General features: G+C 49.4%; 20 protein-coding genes. 6 read left to right on the top strand and 14 right to left on the bottom strand.

Translation table 11 applies throughout. The features are described from left to right. Positions 1–42: 42 nt before the first annotated feature. Positions 43–642: a nucleoid occlusion factor SlmA gene (slmA, locus tag SPL68_RS01920; protein ID WP_323813373.1), complete on the top strand. Its 600-nt coding sequence runs from the start codon at positions 43–45 to the stop codon at positions 640–642. Positions 643–705: 63 nt separating this feature from the next. On the opposite strand, the gene SPL68_RS01925 is transcribed toward slmA, so the two are convergent. Next, entirely contained in the window at positions 706–1,320 is a 615-nt protein-coding gene (locus SPL68_RS01925) for a hypothetical protein (RefSeq protein ID WP_323813374.1), read from the bottom strand. 23 nt (positions 1,321–1,343) lie between these two features. Continuing rightward, positions 1,344–1,994 carry an orotate phosphoribosyltransferase gene (gene pyrE, locus SPL68_RS01930; protein WP_323813375.1) on the bottom strand — a complete coding sequence of 217 codons (651 nt, stop codon included), beginning with the start codon at positions 1,992–1,994 and terminating at the stop codon, positions 1,344–1,346. Between the two features lie 211 nt (positions 1,995–2,205). Between pyrE and SPL68_RS01935 the strand changes: the two genes are divergently transcribed. Next, positions 2,206–2,976 carry an exodeoxyribonuclease III gene (locus SPL68_RS01935; protein ID WP_323813376.1) on the top strand — a complete coding sequence of 257 codons (771 nt, stop codon included), beginning with the start codon at positions 2,206–2,208 and terminating at the stop codon, positions 2,974–2,976. An 88-nt stretch (positions 2,977–3,064) separates the two neighbouring features. On the opposite strand, the gene SPL68_RS01940 is transcribed toward SPL68_RS01935, so the two are convergent. The 9 genes from SPL68_RS01940 to SPL68_RS01980 all read right to left on the bottom strand — a co-directional run bounded on the left by SPL68_RS01940 (position 3,065) and on the right by SPL68_RS01980 (position 11,738). Beyond that, complete coding sequence (locus SPL68_RS01940) at positions 3,065–3,484, bottom strand: Dabb family protein (protein ID WP_323813377.1); 420 nt, start codon at positions 3,482–3,484, stop codon at positions 3,065–3,067. Between the two features lie 84 nt (positions 3,485–3,568). After that, positions 3,569–4,765 (bottom strand): radical SAM family heme chaperone HemW, encoded by a 1,197-nt coding sequence (hemW, locus tag SPL68_RS01945; protein WP_323813378.1) that lies wholly within the window; start codon positions 4,763–4,765, stop codon positions 3,569–3,571. A 16-nt stretch (positions 4,766–4,781) separates the two neighbouring features. Further along, the gene (locus SPL68_RS01950; RefSeq protein ID WP_323813379.1) at positions 4,782–5,381 is read right to left on the bottom strand and encodes an XTP/dITP diphosphatase; all 600 of its coding nucleotides are present in this window, start codon (positions 5,379–5,381) and stop codon (positions 4,782–4,784) included. Positions 5,382–5,471: 90 nt separating this feature from the next. Continuing rightward, complete coding sequence (locus SPL68_RS01955; protein ID WP_323813380.1) at positions 5,472–5,930, bottom strand: DUF4426 domain-containing protein; 459 nt, start codon at positions 5,928–5,930, stop codon at positions 5,472–5,474. A 12-nt stretch (positions 5,931–5,942) separates the two neighbouring features. Continuing rightward, a complete protein-coding gene (locus SPL68_RS01960) occupies positions 5,943–6,677 on the bottom strand; it encodes a P-loop NTPase family protein (protein WP_323813381.1) in 735 nt (244 codons plus the stop codon). Positions 6,678–6,706: 29 nt separating this feature from the next. Beyond that, positions 6,707–7,294 carry a methionine biosynthesis protein MetW gene (gene metW / locus SPL68_RS01965; RefSeq protein WP_323813382.1) on the bottom strand — a complete coding sequence of 196 codons (588 nt, stop codon included), beginning with the start codon at positions 7,292–7,294 and terminating at the stop codon, positions 6,707–6,709. Further along, entirely contained in the window at positions 7,294–8,436 is a 1,143-nt protein-coding gene (metX, locus tag SPL68_RS01970; RefSeq protein WP_323813383.1) for a homoserine O-succinyltransferase MetX, read from the bottom strand. Before metX ends, metW begins: the two co-directional genes overlap by 1 nt. Before the next feature lie 134 nt (positions 8,437–8,570). Then, positions 8,571–10,589, bottom strand: coding sequence for a dynamin-like GTPase family protein (locus SPL68_RS01975; protein WP_323813384.1), 2,019 nt, complete (start codon positions 10,587–10,589; stop codon positions 8,571–8,573). Positions 10,590–10,820: 231 nt separating this feature from the next. Further along, positions 10,821–11,738: a transporter gene (locus SPL68_RS01980; RefSeq protein ID WP_323813385.1), complete on the bottom strand. Its 918-nt coding sequence runs from the start codon at positions 11,736–11,738 to the stop codon at positions 10,821–10,823. Between the two features lie 266 nt (positions 11,739–12,004). Here SPL68_RS01980 and SPL68_RS01985 point away from each other — a divergent pair, with 266 nt between their 5' ends. Together SPL68_RS01985 and SPL68_RS01990 are read left to right on the top strand one after the other, a co-directional pair. Beyond that, positions 12,005–12,205, top strand: coding sequence for a CsbD family protein (locus tag SPL68_RS01985; protein ID WP_323813386.1), 201 nt, complete (start codon positions 12,005–12,007; stop codon positions 12,203–12,205). 76 nt (positions 12,206–12,281) lie between these two features. Continuing rightward, positions 12,282–12,470, top strand: coding sequence for a hypothetical protein (locus tag SPL68_RS01990; RefSeq protein WP_323813387.1), 189 nt, complete (start codon positions 12,282–12,284; stop codon positions 12,468–12,470). A 50-nt stretch (positions 12,471–12,520) separates the two neighbouring features. Here SPL68_RS01990 and SPL68_RS01995 read toward each other — a convergent pair whose 3' ends face one another. The 3 genes from SPL68_RS01995 to SPL68_RS02005 are packed head-to-tail and all read right to left on the bottom strand — an operon-like array spanning position 12,521 to position 14,729. After that, on the bottom strand, positions 12,521–13,114 hold the full coding sequence (locus SPL68_RS01995) for a YggT family protein (RefSeq protein ID WP_323813388.1): 594 nt from the start codon (positions 13,112–13,114) through the stop codon (positions 12,521–12,523). A 45-nt stretch (positions 13,115–13,159) separates the two neighbouring features. After that, complete coding sequence (gene proC / locus SPL68_RS02000) at positions 13,160–13,981, bottom strand: pyrroline-5-carboxylate reductase (RefSeq protein ID WP_323813389.1); 822 nt, start codon at positions 13,979–13,981, stop codon at positions 13,160–13,162. 52 nt (positions 13,982–14,033) lie between these two features. Beyond that, complete coding sequence (locus SPL68_RS02005) at positions 14,034–14,729, bottom strand: YggS family pyridoxal phosphate-dependent enzyme (protein ID WP_323813390.1); 696 nt, start codon at positions 14,727–14,729, stop codon at positions 14,034–14,036. A 75-nt stretch (positions 14,730–14,804) separates the two neighbouring features. Between SPL68_RS02005 and SPL68_RS02010 the strand changes: the two genes are divergently transcribed. Next, a complete protein-coding gene (locus tag SPL68_RS02010; protein ID WP_323813391.1) occupies positions 14,805–15,839 on the top strand; it encodes a type IV pilus twitching motility protein PilT in 1,035 nt (344 codons plus the stop codon). 95 nt (positions 15,840–15,934) lie between these two features. Further along, positions 15,935–17,080: a PilT/PilU family type 4a pilus ATPase gene (locus SPL68_RS02015; protein ID WP_323813392.1), complete on the top strand. Its 1,146-nt coding sequence runs from the start codon at positions 15,935–15,937 to the stop codon at positions 17,078–17,080. Positions 17,081–17,118: the final 38 nt, after the last annotated feature.

A 17,118-nucleotide genomic window follows, 5' to 3' on the forward strand; every position in this document is an offset into this window, starting at 1 on the left:
CAATGACTTAATAAATAGGAGCTGATTGAAAATGGAGCCAGTATGATTCAATCGCCAAGCAAAACACCGCGCCGCCAGCAAATTCTTGAATGTTTGGCGCGCATGCTGGAGGCCAGCCCAGGTGAACGCATCACCACTTCGGCATTGGCGAAAGAAGTTGGAGTGTCTGAAGCAGCGCTTTATCGCCACTTCCCCAGCAAATCCAAAATGTTTGAGGGCCTGATTGAATATATTGAAGAGACTATTTTTTCGCGCATCACACTGATTCTTGCAGAAGAAAAATCCGCATTAAAACGCTGTGAAAAAACCCTCGCATTATTGCTGACCTTTGCCGAACGCAATCCGGGCTTGACGCGCTTATTAACCGGCGATGCCCTGACCGGTGAAACCGAACGTTTGCGCGTGCGCATCGCACAGTTTTTTGATCGCATAGAAACCCAATTAAAACAGGTGTTGCGCGAGGCAGAATTGCGCGAAGGGCTACATCCAACACTGCCGGTTGCAGCCGCAGCCAACTTGATGATCGCACTGGTAGATGGTCGCATCGCCGAATTTGTACGCACCGAATTTCGCCGCCGCCCGAGCGAACACTGGCAAGAGCAGTGGCAATTAATCGCACAGGGATTTTTGGTGGCAAATTAATAGCACAAAATTTTCAGGCATAAAAAAACCGGCAGCTGCCGGTTTTTTTATGCTTTCATTTCACTATTTATTTTTAGTGATTTCAATAAAACGTTTACGATCCGCATCAAACTTTTTTTCTACTGTTTCCAGTTCCTGCTCGCGCTGCTGAATTTGCTCTTGAATATCTTTATCTTCCTGCTCCAGATTGCTGATATTTTTCAACAAATCCTCAGGCAGTGTGCGGCCTGCACGCTCTAATGCTGCCGCTTGCGATTGATAAGTCTGCAAGCGCGACCTGGCCGACATCTGATTCGCTTCAAGAATATTGATATTGCCACGCAAGCTTTCCATATTTCGGCGTTTGGCAGCATCAATATCAGCTACATTACTGTAACTGCGACGCAATTGAATATCGTCGCGTTCGCGCTCCTGACGCGCCAATTGTTCACGCTGTAAACGCTCGGCTTCCGGGCCTTGGGCAACAGGCTTAACTCGCTTGATCACCTGCCCGGAATGCGACAACACCTCATAGCCACTATTTACATACTCAGGAGGAATAGTGCTATCCATTACGGTCACGCCTTCCTTGTTTTTATAGCGATAAATCACCTTGCTTTTGCCATTGTTTTGCGCGGCAAGCAAACCGCTCATCAACAGCGAACTACAAGTGATGAATACCAATAACAAGTTGCGCATCTGGATCAACTACCTCGTTCGTGTCACGCCAGCTCAACACCGTAAGTCGCGCGATAGGTTTTTATTTTATCGACCATCGCCTCTTGTCCGCTTTGACTTTCAAGATAGTCGATGATGTGATTCAAATTAATAATGCTAATCACCGGAATACCGAAGGTTTGCTCGACTTCCTGAATCGCAGACAATTCACCCTTACCTTTTTCCTGACGATTCAAGCCAATCAAGACAGCGGCAGGTTTTGCACCAGCTGCATCAATGATGCTCATGACTTCGCGCACTGCAGTGCCAGCAGTAATAACATCATCCACTATCAGAACTTTTCCCTGCAATGGCGCTCCTACCAAGGTTCCGCCTTCGCCGTGATCCTTCGCCTCTTTGCGATTGTAACAATAGGGCAGATCGCGATCATGACCATCGGCCAGAGCAATCGCGGTAGTCGCCGCAAGCGGAATTCCCTTATAAGCAGGGCCAAACACTATATCGAAGTCCACGCCAGATGCAGTGATAGCCGCCGCATAATAACGGCCTAGTTCAGCCAGTGCCTGCCCGGTTTGGAATTTGCCCGCGTTAAAAAAGTAGGGGCTAGTGCGGCCAGACTTGAGCAAAAATTCACCAAAGCATAAGGCTTGGTGCTTAACTGCTAGCTGAATGAAGTCAAATTGGTATTTTTCCATGCAAAGTATCCGACTATGAACTAAGTTTGAGATGACAAAATAAATACAACGAGGTCTTGCCCAAGAGCCAGACCCGCATTTGGGACGCAACAGCGTGACAAATGTAAGGATGTGAAAAATCGTAACGCTTACCACAAAAAACCCAGTCTTTACGGTAACACAATCACACAAAGCTCGGGTATGATACACAGTCCGTAATCAAGGGGCTAACATGAGAGTTATCAGTCTTAGCGTCGATGGTATTTTTCAGGCGGCGCAGCGCGGCCTATACACTTGGCTCGCGAATCAGGATGCAGATTTTATCTGCCTGCAAGACCTTCGCGCACTAGAGCGCGAGCTGGAAAAACCCGAGTTCGAACTCAAGGGTTACCATTCCTATTTTTTCGATTCAGGCACTAAACATTACAATGGTGTTGCGATTTATTCCCGTTTGCAACCTAAAGCGCTTATTTATGGTTTGGGTTTTGCGTCTGGTGTCGATATGGAAGGCCGTTACCTGCAAGTGGATTTTGAGCAATTAAGTATCGGCTCTCTGCTTGCACCCAGCGCTAGCTCCGAGATGGAATCGCAAGAAGTCAAAATCAAATTCTTTGATGATTTCCAAGCCCATCTGGACAAAATTACCCGCAAGCGTCGCGAATATATTTTCTGTGGCAATTGGCAAATGGCGCACACACCGAAAGATGTGAGCAATAGCACCACCAATCAGCATAACTCCGGTTTCCTACCGCATGAGCGTCAATGGCTGAGCCAATTGTTTAACCAAATTGGTTATGTCGATGCTTTCCGTAAAGTGAATAAAGATGGCGACGAATACAGCTGGTGGCCAAACGGTTTGAAAGATGATGGTGATGGCTGGCGTACTGACTTCCAAGTTGTGTCTAATAGCTTGGGCCCTAAAGTCGAATACGCGACTATCTACAAAACCCAACAGTTTTCCAGCCATATGCCGGTGATTATCGATTACGATATTGAACTCTAATCGTTTAATTACTGAATAAGCTGCACCAACAAAAAAGCCCGCTGCGAATAATCCCAGCGGGCTTTTTGTTTTTCATTGCTTACATAATTTATTTCACAGCAAGCGCATCATAAACCACAACCTTGCTCCACAAATGCTGATGCTCATCGACAAACTTTTGATGCAGCGGATGTACTTGGTAAGCATCCTGCCCTGCTACATCATCAAAGCCCAATAATTCAGACACATGATAGGAGTTATCCACCACTTCACGCTTTTCAGTCGACGCTGGTACGCCCACGTGAATACTGCGCACAGTTTCAATTGCCGCAAGCGATTGAACACCGGCAATCAATTTAGCCAAGTCTTCTTTTGAGTCCGGATTTTTCAGCCAGAAAAAAACATGGTGAAGTAATTTAGGCATGGCAGCATTCTCAGTTGCAGGTTTGGCTAAGGCATCACCAGCGACCAATGCGGCTCCCGCGATAGCGCTGGTAGTTAAAAAATTGCGGCGGCTAGTATCGGTCATTTATCGGCTCCTCTGATTTAAAAGCCAATAAAACTATGGAACAACTTACAGAGGCAATGGCATTTACTAAAGATTACCTGCCTTTTACTCTTCATCATCCTTCATAAAAGCCTGTAACACACGATTGAGAAAACGACGTCCCATCGCCGTAGGCCGAATAACATCATTCACTATTTCAACCAAGCCCTGCTGTTCCAAGTGCAGCCAAGTTGCAGCAATAGTCGACCAATCAAGACCGGTTCGCGCTTTAAAATAGGCTTGTGGAGCACCGTCATTTAAACGCAGTGCATTCATCATAAATTCCAGCGGCAATGCATCGGGCAATAATAAATCGCTACCACCGCCAAATACATTTTGATGCCCGCCGAGGTTGGTGGAAATTTTCTGGCTGTTTACTGCATCCAAATAATGTTTGGGCAGACGAGTTTTCCATAAGCGCAGGATTTTATTTTCAGCAGGTAACGTAATTTTGCCGTGAGCACCTGCACCTACGCCAAGATAATCGCCAAACTCCCAGTAATTGCGATTATGCCGCGCACGTTTTTTATCGCGCGCGTAAGCAGAAATTTCATATTGCTCGTAGCCTGCAGCGGCCAGTAATTCGATACCAGCATCCTGAATATCCGCAAGAATTTCTTCCTCCGGCAACACTGGTGGCGCGGAATAAAATGCCGTGTTTTGTTCGATAGTGAGTTGATACCAGGAGAGATGTTCCGGCGCGAGATCAATTGCTTGTTGTAAATCCGCTTTGGCATCATCAACTGATTGCTCTGGCAAACCGTGCATTAAATCCAGATTTATATTATTGAAACCGGCTTTGCGCGCGACGCCAACTGCCCGCAGTGCTTCATCGCGCCCATGCACTCGGCCAAGCAGTTTTAATTGCTGGTCATTAAAACTTTGAATACCAATCGATAAGCGATTTACCCCAGCGGCGCGAAAACCGGAAAATTTTTCCTGCTCAAATGTTCCGGGATTTGCCTCAAGGGTGATTTCAATACCCGGTTCAAAACCAATGATATTTTCAGCATCAATTAATATCTGCCCAATTGCTTGTGCCGATAACATGCTCGGTGTGCCGCCACCCAAAAATATACTGGTAAGTTTGCGGCCTTGCGCCAGAGCTTTATCCTGTTCCAAATCAAAACGCAGTGCAGCAACGTAATCCGTTTCAGGAATATCATTTTTCGCCTGATGGGAATTGAAATCGCAATAAGGACATTTGCGAATGCACCAAGGTACATGTACATAAAGCGAGAGCGGCGGTAATTGCAGGGACATATCCGATACCGACAACTTAGTTAATCAATGCAGATAATTTTTGCAGCAACTCCTGCATCGCTTTGCCGCGATGGCTGATGCGATTCTTTTCGTCTTTACTTAACTCGGCCGATGCACAATTATGAGTGGGCACAAAAAACAATGGATCATAACCAAAACCACCTTCCCCGCGCGGCGCATCTAGAATCACACCTTCCCATGTGCCGTGACATAATATCGGCGTCGGGTCTTCTGCATGACGCATAAATGCGAGCACCGCGTGGTAGCGCGCTGTGCGTTTTTCAGCTGGAACGCCATCCAACTCTTGCAGCAGTTTAATGTTGTTATCCGCATCCTTCGCGCCTTCGCCTGCGTAGCGCGCGGAATAAATTCCGGGGCGACCATTAAGTGCATCCACCTCGATACCGGAATCATCCGCAATCGCCGGCAAACCGGTTTTGGCACAAGCATAGCGCGCTTTGATAATGGCGTTCTCCACAAAGGTCAAACCGATTTCTTCAGCGTTCTCGCTAAAAAAATCCGACTGTGGCAGCACTTCAAAACCGCAGCCATTTAATAGCTGCTGAAATTCGCGCAATTTACCGGCATTACCACTGGCGAGGACAATTTTTTTCATATCAATTAATCTGTTGTTTATCGATGTTAAAAACATCGCTGAAAGAAAAGGCGCCACTGGGCGCCTTTCCGTACAAAATTTTATTCCGTTTTATTGAAAATAAAGCGTTCGGTTAAAGTTAACCAACATAGGCTTTGAATTTTCACTCTCACTAACCTGAATTTCAAAGTGCAGAAATTCTTCATTGTTAAACACGAAAGGCGCCAAATAGTAAGTCGCATCACCTTCATTAATTTCAATAAACTTCAATGCTTGTTGCTGTTGCATTAAATTTTTAGTTTTCCCGCTGACCTGTGCGGGCAACCCCAAACTGGTTACACCATTTTCCGTTTTAGTAAGACTGATATTCACCAATGCGCGATCTTTACCACGCACCAGCTTATAGGCTTCTGCAACTTTGGCAGGAATATCGGTGCTGTTAAAAACCGTGTAATGCACTGTGTAATCGCCAAATTTTTCGGTGGTACTGATTTCTTTTGGTTGATCGATTTGGGCCTGTGCAAGCATCGAGCAAAAGAGCACGCCTAAAAAACTAACAATTAATTTCATATACCACCTCAACTATTGCTGCCCCTGTATTTCAGGAGCTTTTGTGATAAGTGCATAAAATGCGTTGCTGTCTATCCCATTAGTCCATTGAGAGTGACCCATTTTCCACCAATCCTGCAGCATCATTTCTGACATGATTAAACCAAACACGCCGGACTTTGATTCCCGACCACGTATTTCACAGTAATCTGCTCGACAGATTAGCGATTCCAATTCGATAAATTTGGAATATTGATTACCTAGCAATGCATCTGTCATTCGGTTTTGCGTATTGGAATCCCAATCGCTTTGCTCGGTTGCTTCTGCAAAACTCTTATACTTTTCACGCAATGGCCCGATAGTGCGTTTAAGGCTTTCATTAAAAGGCGCAGCAACCAAGTTATCGATTTCTTCATCCGTGATATTAGATTCACTCTTTGGAGGATAGTCTTTTGGATCAATTCCTGTACCGGCCAAAGGGATAGCATTTTCCGGTATTTTTTGTGGGTAAATATCGGGCACAGGCTGCTCAGCAATTTTTTCCTGTTCGTTCATTCTTGATGAACTTGCTTTGCTCTCTGCCTTTGCTGCCTTTAACCGTTCAAATCGCTCCTGACCTTCCTGCAACGCACTTTGTACTTCTTTAAACGCATCCAGCCGCAAACAATCTGCTATAACTTCCGGCGCTACCACAGGTTCTGGCGAGCGAGAAAAATATCCCGCGGCATACGCAATAACAATAACTGCAACCCATTTTAAAATATTCATAAACTGTCCTTATTTTTGAGAGTTATTTTTTATTTACTTAAATGATAAATCGCCGTTTCACCAAACAGGTTGGGCATAAAATCTTTTAAGCCTTGACCGGATTGCTCATTCACCACTTGGCGGTTAATCACTTTGATATTGCGCTCGCGGCAGAGCACTTCAAAATCTTTAAAGGTACAAAAGTGAATGTTTGGTGTGTTGTACCATTCGTAGGGCAGCAGATCCGATACCGGCATACGGCCGCGCAGTGCTAAATGTAAACGCGCTTTCCAGTGGCCGAAATTTGGGAAGGTGACTATGCACTCTTTGCCTACGCGCAACATTTCATCCAATACCAAATGCGGAAAATGCAGCGTTTGCAGCGCTTGAGTCATCAGTACTGTATCGAAACTTTTATCGGCAAAATTTCCCAGACCACGATCGAGGTTTTGTTCGATAACGTTTAAGCCTTTATCGATACAGGCATTAATTTGCGCTGCGTCGATTTCCAAACCATAGCCTTGTACTTGTTTGGTATCGATCAAAAATTTTAGCAGTGTGCCATCGCCACAACCCAAATCGAGAATGCGGCTACCTTGTTTAATCCAGTGCTGGATTTCGTTGAGATCAATACGCATCAGATTTCCACTCCGGCAAGGTAGCGACCGAAGACTTGCTGGTAGCGTTCATCGGGCAGTAAGAAGGCATCATGGCCGTGTTTGGATTCGATTTCTGCGTAGGTCACTGAACGATTTGCGCCAACCAATGCATTCACAATTTCGTGCGAGCGCTCGGGTGCAAAACGCCAGTCAGTGCTAAATGAAATCACCAAAAATTTTGCTTTGGTTTGCTGGAATGCAATCACCGGATCATCGTTGTATTCGCGCGCGAGATCGAAATAATCCAGCGCTTTGGTGATGCGAATATAAGAGTTCGCATCAAAGGTATTGGCAAAACTATCGCCTTGGTAGCGCAGATAACTTTCGATCTGGAACTCAACCGGTTCTGCGATACCTATGTCAAAACTGCCGCTGCGTAGATCGCGGCCGAATTTTTCACCCATCGCAAAATCTGACAAATAGGTGATGTGGCCAATCATGCGCGCCACCGCCAAACCGTTTTTCGGCAGAGTATCGTGCTCGATGTAGTTGCCATCGAAGAAATTCGGATCGCTCACAATCGCTTTGCGCGCAGCTTCGTTAAACGCGATATTTTGCGCAGAGAGTTTTAATGCCGATGCGATCACCACCGCGTGACGCACACGCTCGGGGTAATCCAGCGTCCAGCGCATTACCTGCATACCACCGAGACTGCCGCCGATAATTGCCGCCCAAACATCAATCCCCAGTACATCCGCCAAACGCGCCTGACTCGCCACCCAATCGCGCACACGGATCATCGGGAAGTCTGCGCCCCAGGCTTTACCAGTTGCCGGGTTAACCGAGCGCGGTCCTGTCGAGCCGTGGCAGCCGCCGAGGTTATTCAGCGCCACCACAAAGAATTTGTTGGTGTCTATAGGTTTGCCGGGGCCGATATAGGCATCCCACCAACCGGGGCGTTTGTCGTCCATGCTATGGAAACCCGCGGCGTGATGATGGCCGGAGAGCGCGTGGCAAATCAGCACCGCATTGGATTTAGCCGCGTTCAACTGGCCGTAGGTTTCATAGACCAGTTCGTACTCATCGAGCGTGCGCCCGCAGGCCAGCAAGAGCGGCGCGGTGAAGTGATGGGTTTGGGGAGTGACAAGACCTACCGAGTCGGCAGGTAGTTGGTTTGGCATGGCTATCTCTTTGTTACCGCAACAACCGGATTGGCACGACTTCTCTGGAGTGCCAATCCGGCTGGATTAAATGATGCGACAGTCTAAAGAGAGCCAATCGGGGCTGCAAGTTATACAGGGCAGCAGCATCGCCCCTAGCGGTGACTCACACCATGTCGCCCCTGACTAATCGATACCACTTGTGCACTCATGGCGTCCTTGGGTTCAAGATCGACCATTGATTCCGGCTCCAGCGGCGCAGTCATCAGCTCTTTATAGAGAGGCTCAATCTTGCCCAGCGCAGTCTGCAATTGGTAGATATTGCGCTGCAAGACTTCCACTTGTTCGGCGTGGCTGTTGCGTTGGGTTTGCAGTTGCGTGAGGCGCAGCATGTGATGCTCCAGCAGCTGCTTCTGGTATTGATTCTGATGGAACAGCGGCGCCAGCGCTTCTTGCAGCCAATGGGTGATGTGTTGATTCAAATCGGCGTAGACCGAGCGCACTTCTTGCACCAAGGTATTAATGAAGCGACTGATCAGCGCACCCTTGTGAGTGAACACCGTGCTCAGGGATTTACGGAAATCGTCAGCGCGCGCGTGCAGTTGGTTCAGCTGACGGCGCTGTTTCTGGATTTTGAGCAGATGGCGCATGATCAAGTCATCGCCGCTGAGCCCTTGCTCGGGGCGCTCGTAGATCGAGGTCAGCAGGCGATTGCAGCGCTCAATTTCACGCTCAAGGTGGCGCAGGTTGTTGTCCACATCATCAAAGAATTTGCCGATGGCGCGTGCCAAACCCACCGTGGTCCAGCTCTGCGCCAGATTGGCGTGGGCTTCAGCGATTTGACGTTCCAACAGGCCGCTACTGATCGGCCCCAGTAGCGATAATTTTTGCGAGTCGAGCAGCCGCTGGCTGGTGCGCAGTGAAAGCGCTTGCTTGTGATATTCGTGGTGGCTACGACGGATACTATCGCGCAGCTCATTCAGTTTTTCAGCTGCTGCTTCCGGCGCCACTGCGCGCAATTCATTGCATTCCTGTTCACATTCGGCCAAACGGCGCTGCAAACTATTGCGCGCGTTAATCACCATCGCGTAGCTGTCGCCAATCAAGCGATGGCCAATAATCTGCTGTTGATTGCGCAGCACACACTCGGCCAGCATCCGCTCTAACTGCGGGAAATTACTGCGCGCCAACTGCGCCTGATTGCGCCCTACTTTGCCGAGCAAACCCTGTTTGGCCGAGAGCGCGACTACATGCTCAGGCGACAGCGATAATTGATGGGCAGTGAGCTTACGCAGCTGGTCGATATTAGCTTCAATCTCCTGCGCTGGAGTGAGGTCGTCCCAAAGGCTGTCGATCTTGTTGAGCAGGGCGATCACGGCGGTGCAGTTGTTGTCGCGCAACAGTTGAATATGCTCGCGCCAGATATCCATATCGCTCGCGGTAACACCCGCATCGGCCGAGAGCAAAAACAGAATCGCTTGAGCATCAGGCAGGGTTTTGAGCGTAAGCTCCGGCTCGTTGCCGAGCGCGTTTAATCCGGGTGTATCGACAATGCGCAAGCCCTGACGCAGCAGCGGGTGATCAAGGCTGATCAGCGCATGGCGCCATGCGGGCACTGTGACCATGCCGTTTTCATCGCGCTCGCCCAGTTCATCCTGCGCAAAACCCAGCTTGATGGCATCGGCCACACTGACTTGCTTACTGGCGGAGACTTGATTGATAGCCGCGCGCGTTTGCTCGTGATCTTGGGCATCAAAATGAATCGCCACCCAGTTTTGCGGGATGCGCTTGAAGCTTTGCAGACTGGTATTGGTGCGGCGGGTTTCGATGGGCAGCAGACGCACACAGTTGGCGGGTTGATGGTGATCCCAGAAAATTTCGGTCGGGCACATGGTGGTGCGCCCCGGTTGCGATGGCAGCAAACGGCGGCCACCGCCGGTATATAAAAGGGCGTTGATCAGTTCGGTTTTCCCGCGCGAGAACTCGCCCACACAAGCAATGGTAAAACTCTCGCCGCGCAGCAACTGGCGCGCGCGCTGGAGGGTTTTGCCCATGTTGGCACCAGCCATATCGTGCTGCTGACTCCATTGCTCAAAGCGCTGCAAGCGTTCATCCAACTGACGCTTCCAACGGTTGTAATGAGTCATCTGGCGATGCAGGGATCTTATGTCCATAAACTGATCTCGATATATGCGTTATTTGTCGATGTTAGTGTTATTGAAATTGTTTAATAACTGACCGAAATAACTAAACCTAGCCTACATAATTTTTTTATCCAGCCATTAAAGCTGAAAACCGCGCCACTGGCTAGATCTTGAACAGTGAATGGTCGTTTCAGGGGGATGAAATACCCGTTTTGAGAATACGCCAATTCGGAGGGAGGAAAGATTGACCGCAACGCCCGGCTAATACCAGACGTAAGACCAGGATGCGCCCAGCATGGTGAAGTCCTTCCCGACCCGCACAGTCACGCCGCGCGACCAAGAAAGTTTTAACGCATGGTGTTTCGCCAAAGGCAGCGAGAAGGTGAGACCGGCACGGCTATTATCGATACGGTCATTCTTGCGCGTGCCATCGACGGTAGTAGTGCCGCCGGTATAGTAGGTGAAATCGAATGAGGCCCACATGCCCGGCCGAACGCGATAGACCAGATGCGTCTGCGTGGCATAGAGCGGCTCCTGCTCGCGCAAATGGCCACCATAAAAATCATCGTTATTTTCAAAAAACCAGGCGCCGGCGTAGAGTTCGAGATCCCAATTGCCAACCGGATGGGACAGCCCCAGCTCCGGTTTAATCGCCCAGCGGTTGGCGCCCAGATTAACCAACTTCGAACCATCGTAATCGCCCCAAGGGGCAACGACCGACAGACTGGCACCCAAAATCGTCTCGCGCTCGCGTGTAGCAAATTCCTGCGGCGTCAGCGCGGGCGAACCCATAAGGTTAACCGCAAGCCGCAGAATGGGATCGCCCACGCCGGTAATGTTGACCTGATCCCTTTCCCCACGCAGCTCACCTGTTCCATCGATATTGGCGACAGGCACAACAAGAGAAAAAGATGCGTGTTTATCGAACAGAGCGAAGCTGCGGCCAATGTAGGGCGCGACCAGAATGACATCTGCCTCCGCATCGGTAATCGGCACAGAAGGGTCGATTGCGACCTCACCGGTTGAGTAGGTTGCCGCCAAGCCTGAGACAGTCACGTCGATTGGCGATGGCGCATAGGCACGCGGCTCAAGCTGCTGGGCGAATACCGCCCCTGTACTCATGAGCACCAAGACTCCGGTAATCCGGGCAACAAAGATTCCAAAGCGATGTAAGTGCATATGACGCTCTCGTAATTTCCCTAATGACCCAGAACACAAACCAATCCAGCGAAGGCGAACAACTCAATCAATAGTAGTTCGTTTTTTGTAAAAGCTACCTAATTGAAAAATTTTCCACATATTCGCTGCGCATTTTTTCATTAATTCATTAAAAAACAATGAGATAAAAATTGGCACTAGCCTTGCAAAAACCCAAGTGCAAGGAACTCACGCAAAGGATTGAAAATAGTTTTTACGCATGAAACCAACTACAGAGGTACACGCAAATGAATACTGATATCGCTGAAGGTAAATGGAAACAAATGAAAGGCGCCATTCAAAAGAAATGGGGTGATATTACTGATGATGATTTTGATCGCATCAAAGGTAATCGCGAGCGTTTTATCGGCGTACTCCAGGAGCGTTACGGTCGCTCCAAAGAGGAAGCCAAAAAAGAAATTGATACCTATTTGGATACCACTCACTAGTGACCTGATTCAGGGATGATGAGGAAATATTCCGCTCAAGGACGAGTACAACTTAACTATAAATGAGGGATTAAACATGCATTCTGCAACGTCAAAAACAAAACTGAAAAAACAAAATTTTGCTAAACACTTTGGCAGCGGCCGCGATGATCAGGATGATTTTTTATTTCATCACGAACACACCAGCCGCCCCAAAGAAAAACAAGGAAAACGCCGCTTCAAACTGCAACGCGAAGTCGATGATTATTTTGCATCGCTTCACTAAGCACTGGTTTAAAAAGCTAACATCTGGCGTCATCGTCATAGGTGCGCGGATTACCAATAACCCAGCACCAAACGCGGATCTATCCCCACCATAAATGCGAGACGATCAATCAGGATATCCACCACCTGCAAACCGAGCAGGATGATGATCGGCGATAAATCCAGCACGCCGCCCAGTGGTGGGAGAATTTTGCGAATGGGTGCAGTAAGCGGGTTGATAATCTGGTTAGCGAGCAGCAGCAGCGGGTGATGGCTAAAAGGCGCGATAAAACTACCCACGATACTGATGATCATGCTCCAGAAGAAAATGCTGGAGACAATCGTCAGTGTTCCCACTATGCCCCACAGAATTAACGGCAGCGGGTTAAGAATAATGCCGCCGGCGCCCATGATAAGCGCGAGAATCGCAGAGGCGACCAGCTGCACCAGAATAATCAGCACCACCGAAGCGGTATCAATACCACCCACACTGGGAATAACTTTGCGCAGGGGTTTAAGCAGCGGCATGGTGATTTTGACTATGGCTTGCGAAACCGGATTGTAAAAATCGGCGCGCACCAATTGCAGCAGAAAACGCAAAATCACAATCACTAAAAACAACGACATCAAGCTATAAGCGATCAAATGCAAAATACTGACAAACATGTATATCTCCGATTGTTTATGCCACTGTTTATGACACCAAGTGCGTTATTTACCCAAGAGTTCAGACAATTCCACCGCGCGATTGGAACAGGCCGTCATGGCATTTAATACAGTAGCGCGCAGGCCGTCGCGCTCAAATGACAATATCGCCTGCTCGGTTGTGCCCTTGGGCGAGGTCACACGGCGGCGCAGTTCGGCGACATCGCAATCACTGCCTTTCGCGAGCTGGGCGGCGCCCAATGCGGTCTGTAAGGTCAGCTCGGTCGCACATTCGCGGGTTAAGCCCAGCTCGACACCGGCATCGATCATGGCTTCCATCATTAAAAAGAAATAGGCGGGGCCGGAGCCGGATACCGCAGTCACGCTGTTGATCAGCGCTTCATCTTCCAGCCACTGCACTATACCTACGGCGCCGAGAATCGCATCGGCCGAGGCTTTTTGCGCATCGCTCACCAAGGCATTGGCAAACAAGCCGCTCGCACCGGCGCGCAATTGCGATGGGGTGTTGGGCATGCAGCGCACTAGCGCCTGATCCTCACCCAGCCAGCTGGAGATACTTGTGGTGGTAATGCCCGCTGCCAGCGAAATAATCAGCGGTTTATGCGCAAGAGAGGCGCGCAGCGCGAGGCTCACCTCTTTCAGCATCTGCGGTTTTACCCCCAGCACGACCACATCGGCTTGCGCAGCGGCAGCGCCGTTGTCGGTGGTGATTTCAATCGCAAATTGCTGCTGCACTTTTTCGAGCGTTTCCATACGCGGGCCAGCGGCGATAATTTGGGCAGGGCTATAACCCTCGGCAATCAAGCCCCCGATAATCGCTTTGGCCATGTTACCGGCGCCGATAAAGGCAATTTTGGCTGTACTCACAATGGATCCTTAATGGTTAATCTATAAAACTATTTAGTAGGTGATAAAAAACTCAGTTCAGTTTAGGCCGTGCGCCAAAAATATCCGTCCCTACCCGCACAAAAGTCGCGCCTTCGGCGATGGCCGCTTCCAAGTCGCCCGACATGCCCATCGACAGGCAATCCAACGAAAAGCCCTGTGCATTCAAGGTGATCAGGGCCTCATGCAATTTAGCAAAGGCGGCGCGCTGCTGCGCAGGATTGTTATCGGCGGCGGGAATTGCCATCAAACCACGCAGCTGCAAGCGCGGCAGCGGTTGGATCGCCGCTACAAGTGCGGGTAAATCGGCAAGACTGACACCTGACTTTGTCGCCTCATCATCTATATTTACTTGCACACAGATATTCAGCGGCGGCAGCTCCGGCGGGCGCTGCTCGCTCAAGCGCTGGGCGATTTTTAACCGGTCGACCGAGTGCACCCAGCTAAAGTGAGTGGCGATCGGGCGGGTTTTGTTGGATTGGATGGGGCCGATAAAGTGCCATTCAAGTTCAGGCAAATCGGCGAGTTGCGTTTGCTTATCCAGCGCCTCTTGCAGATAGTTTTCGCCAAAAGCGCGCTGCCCCCAATTGTAGGCATCGCGCAAAGCTTGTGCAGGTTGGGTTTTGCTCACAGCGATCAACTGCACAGTTTGCGGATTTCGTCCGGCGGCCAGAGCGGCTTGATCAATTCGTGCGGTGACTTTCGCGAGCTGGTCGTCTATCTTGTGCATATTCGTTTTCTTAATAATCGCTGAACTAGCCCACAAATGTCTGCGCTGCAGACGCATAACAAAAGGTTGCTCTTAATGGATATCACCGAACTGCTGGCGTTTAGTGCCAAACAAGGCGCGTCTGACTTGCACCTCTCGGCGGGTTTGCCGCCGATGATCCGCGTCGATGGCGATGTGCGCCGTATCAACTTGCCGCCCATGGAGCACAAGCAAGTTCACGGCTTGATTTACGACATTATGAATGACAAGCAGCGCAAGGACTACGAAGAATTTCTGGAAACCGACTTCTCGTTCGAGGTTCCCGGCGTGGCACGCTTCCGTGTGAACGCCTTTAACCAAAACCGCGGCGCCGGCGCCGTATTCCGTACCATTCCGTCCAAAGTGCTGACGATGGAAGAACTGGGCATGGGCAATGTGTTTCGCGATATCTGCGCGGTACCGCGTGGCTTGGTGCTAGTAACCGGGCCGACCGGTTCGGGTAAATCCACTACCCTCGCAGCGATGATCGACTACATCAATGACAACAAATACGAACACGTATTGACCATTGAAGACCCTATCGAATTCGTACACGAATCGAAAAAATGCTTGATCAACCAGCGTGAAGTTCACCGCGATACTCACGGCTTTAACGAAGCACTGCGCTCGGCACTGCGTGAAGACCCGGACATTATTCTGGTAGGTGAGATGCGCGACCTGGAAACTATCCGTTTGGCTCTGACAGCAGCAGAGACCGGCCACTTGGTATTCGGCACACTGCACACCACCTCGGCGGCAAAAACCATCGACCGTATCGTGGACGTGTTCCCCGCGAACGAAAAATCCATGGTGCGCTCAATGTTGTCAGAATCGTTGCAAGCGGTAATCTCGCAAACATTGATGAAGAAAAACGGCGGCGGCCGTGTGGCGGCACACGAAATTATGCGCGGTACTTCAGCGATCCGTAACCTGATTCGCGAGGACAAGGTTGCGCAGATGTATTCAGCGATCCAAACCGGTGCCTCGCTCGGCATGCAGACGATGGATCAGTGCTTGGCTGACTTGGTTGCACGCCGTATCGTCAGCCGTGAAGCAGCGCGCAGCAAAGCCAAGTTCCCAGAGAATTTCTAATAGAAAGACCCAGAGAACTTTTGATAAAAAGACTTGGGAAATAGTTAATCAACTTTTTAAGCACAAGCAATCAATAATTTTTAAGGTGCATAGTTATGGATTTTGATCGTTTATTATCGTTAATGGTAGAAAAAGGCGCGTCGGATTTGTTTATCACCGCAGGCGTGCCGCCTTCGATCAAAGTCCATGGCAAGGTTGTGCCCGTTACCGCCACACCGCTCGCGCCAGAAAAAGCGCGCGAACTGGTGCTGAGCGTAATGAACGAAAAACAGCGCAATGAATTTATCGAAAAGAAAGAGTTGAACTTTGCGGTAAGTGCGCGCGGTATTGGCCGTTTCCGTGCCAGCGCATTTTATCAGCGCAATCTGGCGGGCATGGTATTGCGCCGCATTGAAACTAAAATTCCACAGATTGATGAATTGGGCTTGCCCGAAATCATTAAAGAACTGGCGATGACCAAACGCGGCCTGATTATTTTTGTGGGAGCGACTGGCACCGGTAAATCCACGTCGCTCGCCTCCATGATCGGCCATCGCAACCAAAATTCAAAAGGTCATATTATTTCTATCGAAGACCCGATTGAATTTATTCACCAACATCAGGGCTGCATCATCACCCAGCGCGAAGTGGGCATTGATACCGAATCCTTTGAAGTTGCGCTGAAAAACACTCTGCGTCAGGCGCCTGATGTGATTTTGATTGGTGAGGTGCGCTCGCGCGAAACTATGGATCACGCGATTGCTTTTGCTGAAACTGGCCACCTGTGTCTGTGTACGCTCCACGCCAACAACGCCAACCAAGCACTCGATCGTATCATTCACTTCTTCCCCGCTGATCGTCACCACCAATTGTGGATGGACTTATCGCTCAACCTGAAAGCGATTGTGGCACAGCAATTAATTCCAACTCCCGATGGCAATGGTCGTCGCGCCTGTTTGGAAATTATGATTAATACCCCACTCGCGCAGGATTTAATTCGCAAGGGCGAAGTAAGTGATTTGAAAGAATTGATGAAGCGCTCAACCGAATTGGGAATGCAGACGTTCGACCAAGCTCTCTACGCACTTTACGACAACGGCGAAATTACTTATGAAGATGCGCTCTTGCACGCCGACTCACCCAACGACCTGCGCTTGATGATTAAACTCGGCTCCGAAACCGACGCAAATTATTTGTCACACGCCGCTGACAGTTTGTCGATTCAAACCGATGACCACAACAATCGCGGCAAGATGTTTTAACCACTCATGTATCAGTGCAGTTAAAACCTGCACTGATA

The organism is Cellvibrio chitinivorans (assembly GCF_035117775.1).
Taxonomy (GTDB): domain Bacteria; phylum Pseudomonadota; class Gammaproteobacteria; order Pseudomonadales; family Cellvibrionaceae; genus Cellvibrio; species Cellvibrio chitinivorans.

Bases quoted from the DNA above. Each gene is read 5' to 3' on its own strand.
- SPL68_RS01980 (WP_323813385.1), bottom strand. From the start codon at position 11,738: ATGCACTTACATCGCTTTGGAATCTTTGTTGCCCGGATTACCGGAGTC.
- slmA (WP_323813373.1), top strand. From the start codon at position 43: ATGATTCAATCGCCAAGCAAAACACCGCGCCGCCAGCAAATTCTTGAA.
- pyrE (WP_323813375.1), bottom strand. From the start codon at position 1,994: ATGGAAAAATACCAATTTGACTTCATTCAGCTAGCAGTTAAGCACCAA.
- SPL68_RS02015 (WP_323813392.1), top strand. From the start codon at position 15,935: ATGGATTTTGATCGTTTATTATCGTTAATGGTAGAAAAAGGCGCGTCG.
- SPL68_RS01960 (WP_323813381.1), bottom strand. From the start codon at position 6,677: ATGAATATTTTAAAATGGGTTGCAGTTATTGTTATTGCGTATGCCGCG.
- SPL68_RS01935 (WP_323813376.1), top strand. From the start codon at position 2,206: ATGAGAGTTATCAGTCTTAGCGTCGATGGTATTTTTCAGGCGGCGCAG.
- hemW (WP_323813378.1), bottom strand. From the start codon at position 4,765: ATGTCCCTGCAATTACCGCCGCTCTCGCTTTATGTACATGTACCTTGG.
- metW (WP_323813382.1), bottom strand. From the start codon at position 7,294: ATGCGTATTGATCTCAACGAAATCCAGCACTGGATTAAACAAGGTAGC.
- SPL68_RS01955 (WP_323813380.1), bottom strand. From the start codon at position 5,930: ATGAAATTAATTGTTAGTTTTTTAGGCGTGCTCTTTTGCTCGATGCTT.
- SPL68_RS01975 (WP_323813384.1), bottom strand. From the start codon at position 10,589: ATGGACATAAGATCCCTGCATCGCCAGATGACTCATTACAACCGTTGG.
- SPL68_RS01985 (WP_323813386.1), top strand. From the start codon at position 12,005: ATGAATACTGATATCGCTGAAGGTAAATGGAAACAAATGAAAGGCGCC.
- SPL68_RS02005 (WP_323813390.1), bottom strand. From the start codon at position 14,729: ATGCACAAGATAGACGACCAGCTCGCGAAAGTCACCGCACGAATTGAT.
- SPL68_RS02010 (WP_323813391.1), top strand. From the start codon at position 14,805: ATGGATATCACCGAACTGCTGGCGTTTAGTGCCAAACAAGGCGCGTCT.
- SPL68_RS01950 (WP_323813379.1), bottom strand. From the start codon at position 5,381: ATGAAAAAAATTGTCCTCGCCAGTGGTAATGCCGGTAAATTGCGCGAA.
- SPL68_RS01925 (WP_323813374.1), bottom strand. From the start codon at position 1,320: ATGCGCAACTTGTTATTGGTATTCATCACTTGTAGTTCGCTGTTGATG.
- SPL68_RS01995 (WP_323813388.1), bottom strand. From the start codon at position 13,114: ATGTTTGTCAGTATTTTGCATTTGATCGCTTATAGCTTGATGTCGTTG.
- metX (WP_323813383.1), bottom strand. From the start codon at position 8,436: ATGCCAAACCAACTACCTGCCGACTCGGTAGGTCTTGTCACTCCCCAA.
- SPL68_RS01990 (WP_323813387.1), top strand. From the start codon at position 12,282: ATGCATTCTGCAACGTCAAAAACAAAACTGAAAAAACAAAATTTTGCT.
- SPL68_RS01940 (WP_323813377.1), bottom strand. From the start codon at position 3,484: ATGACCGATACTAGCCGCCGCAATTTTTTAACTACCAGCGCTATCGCG.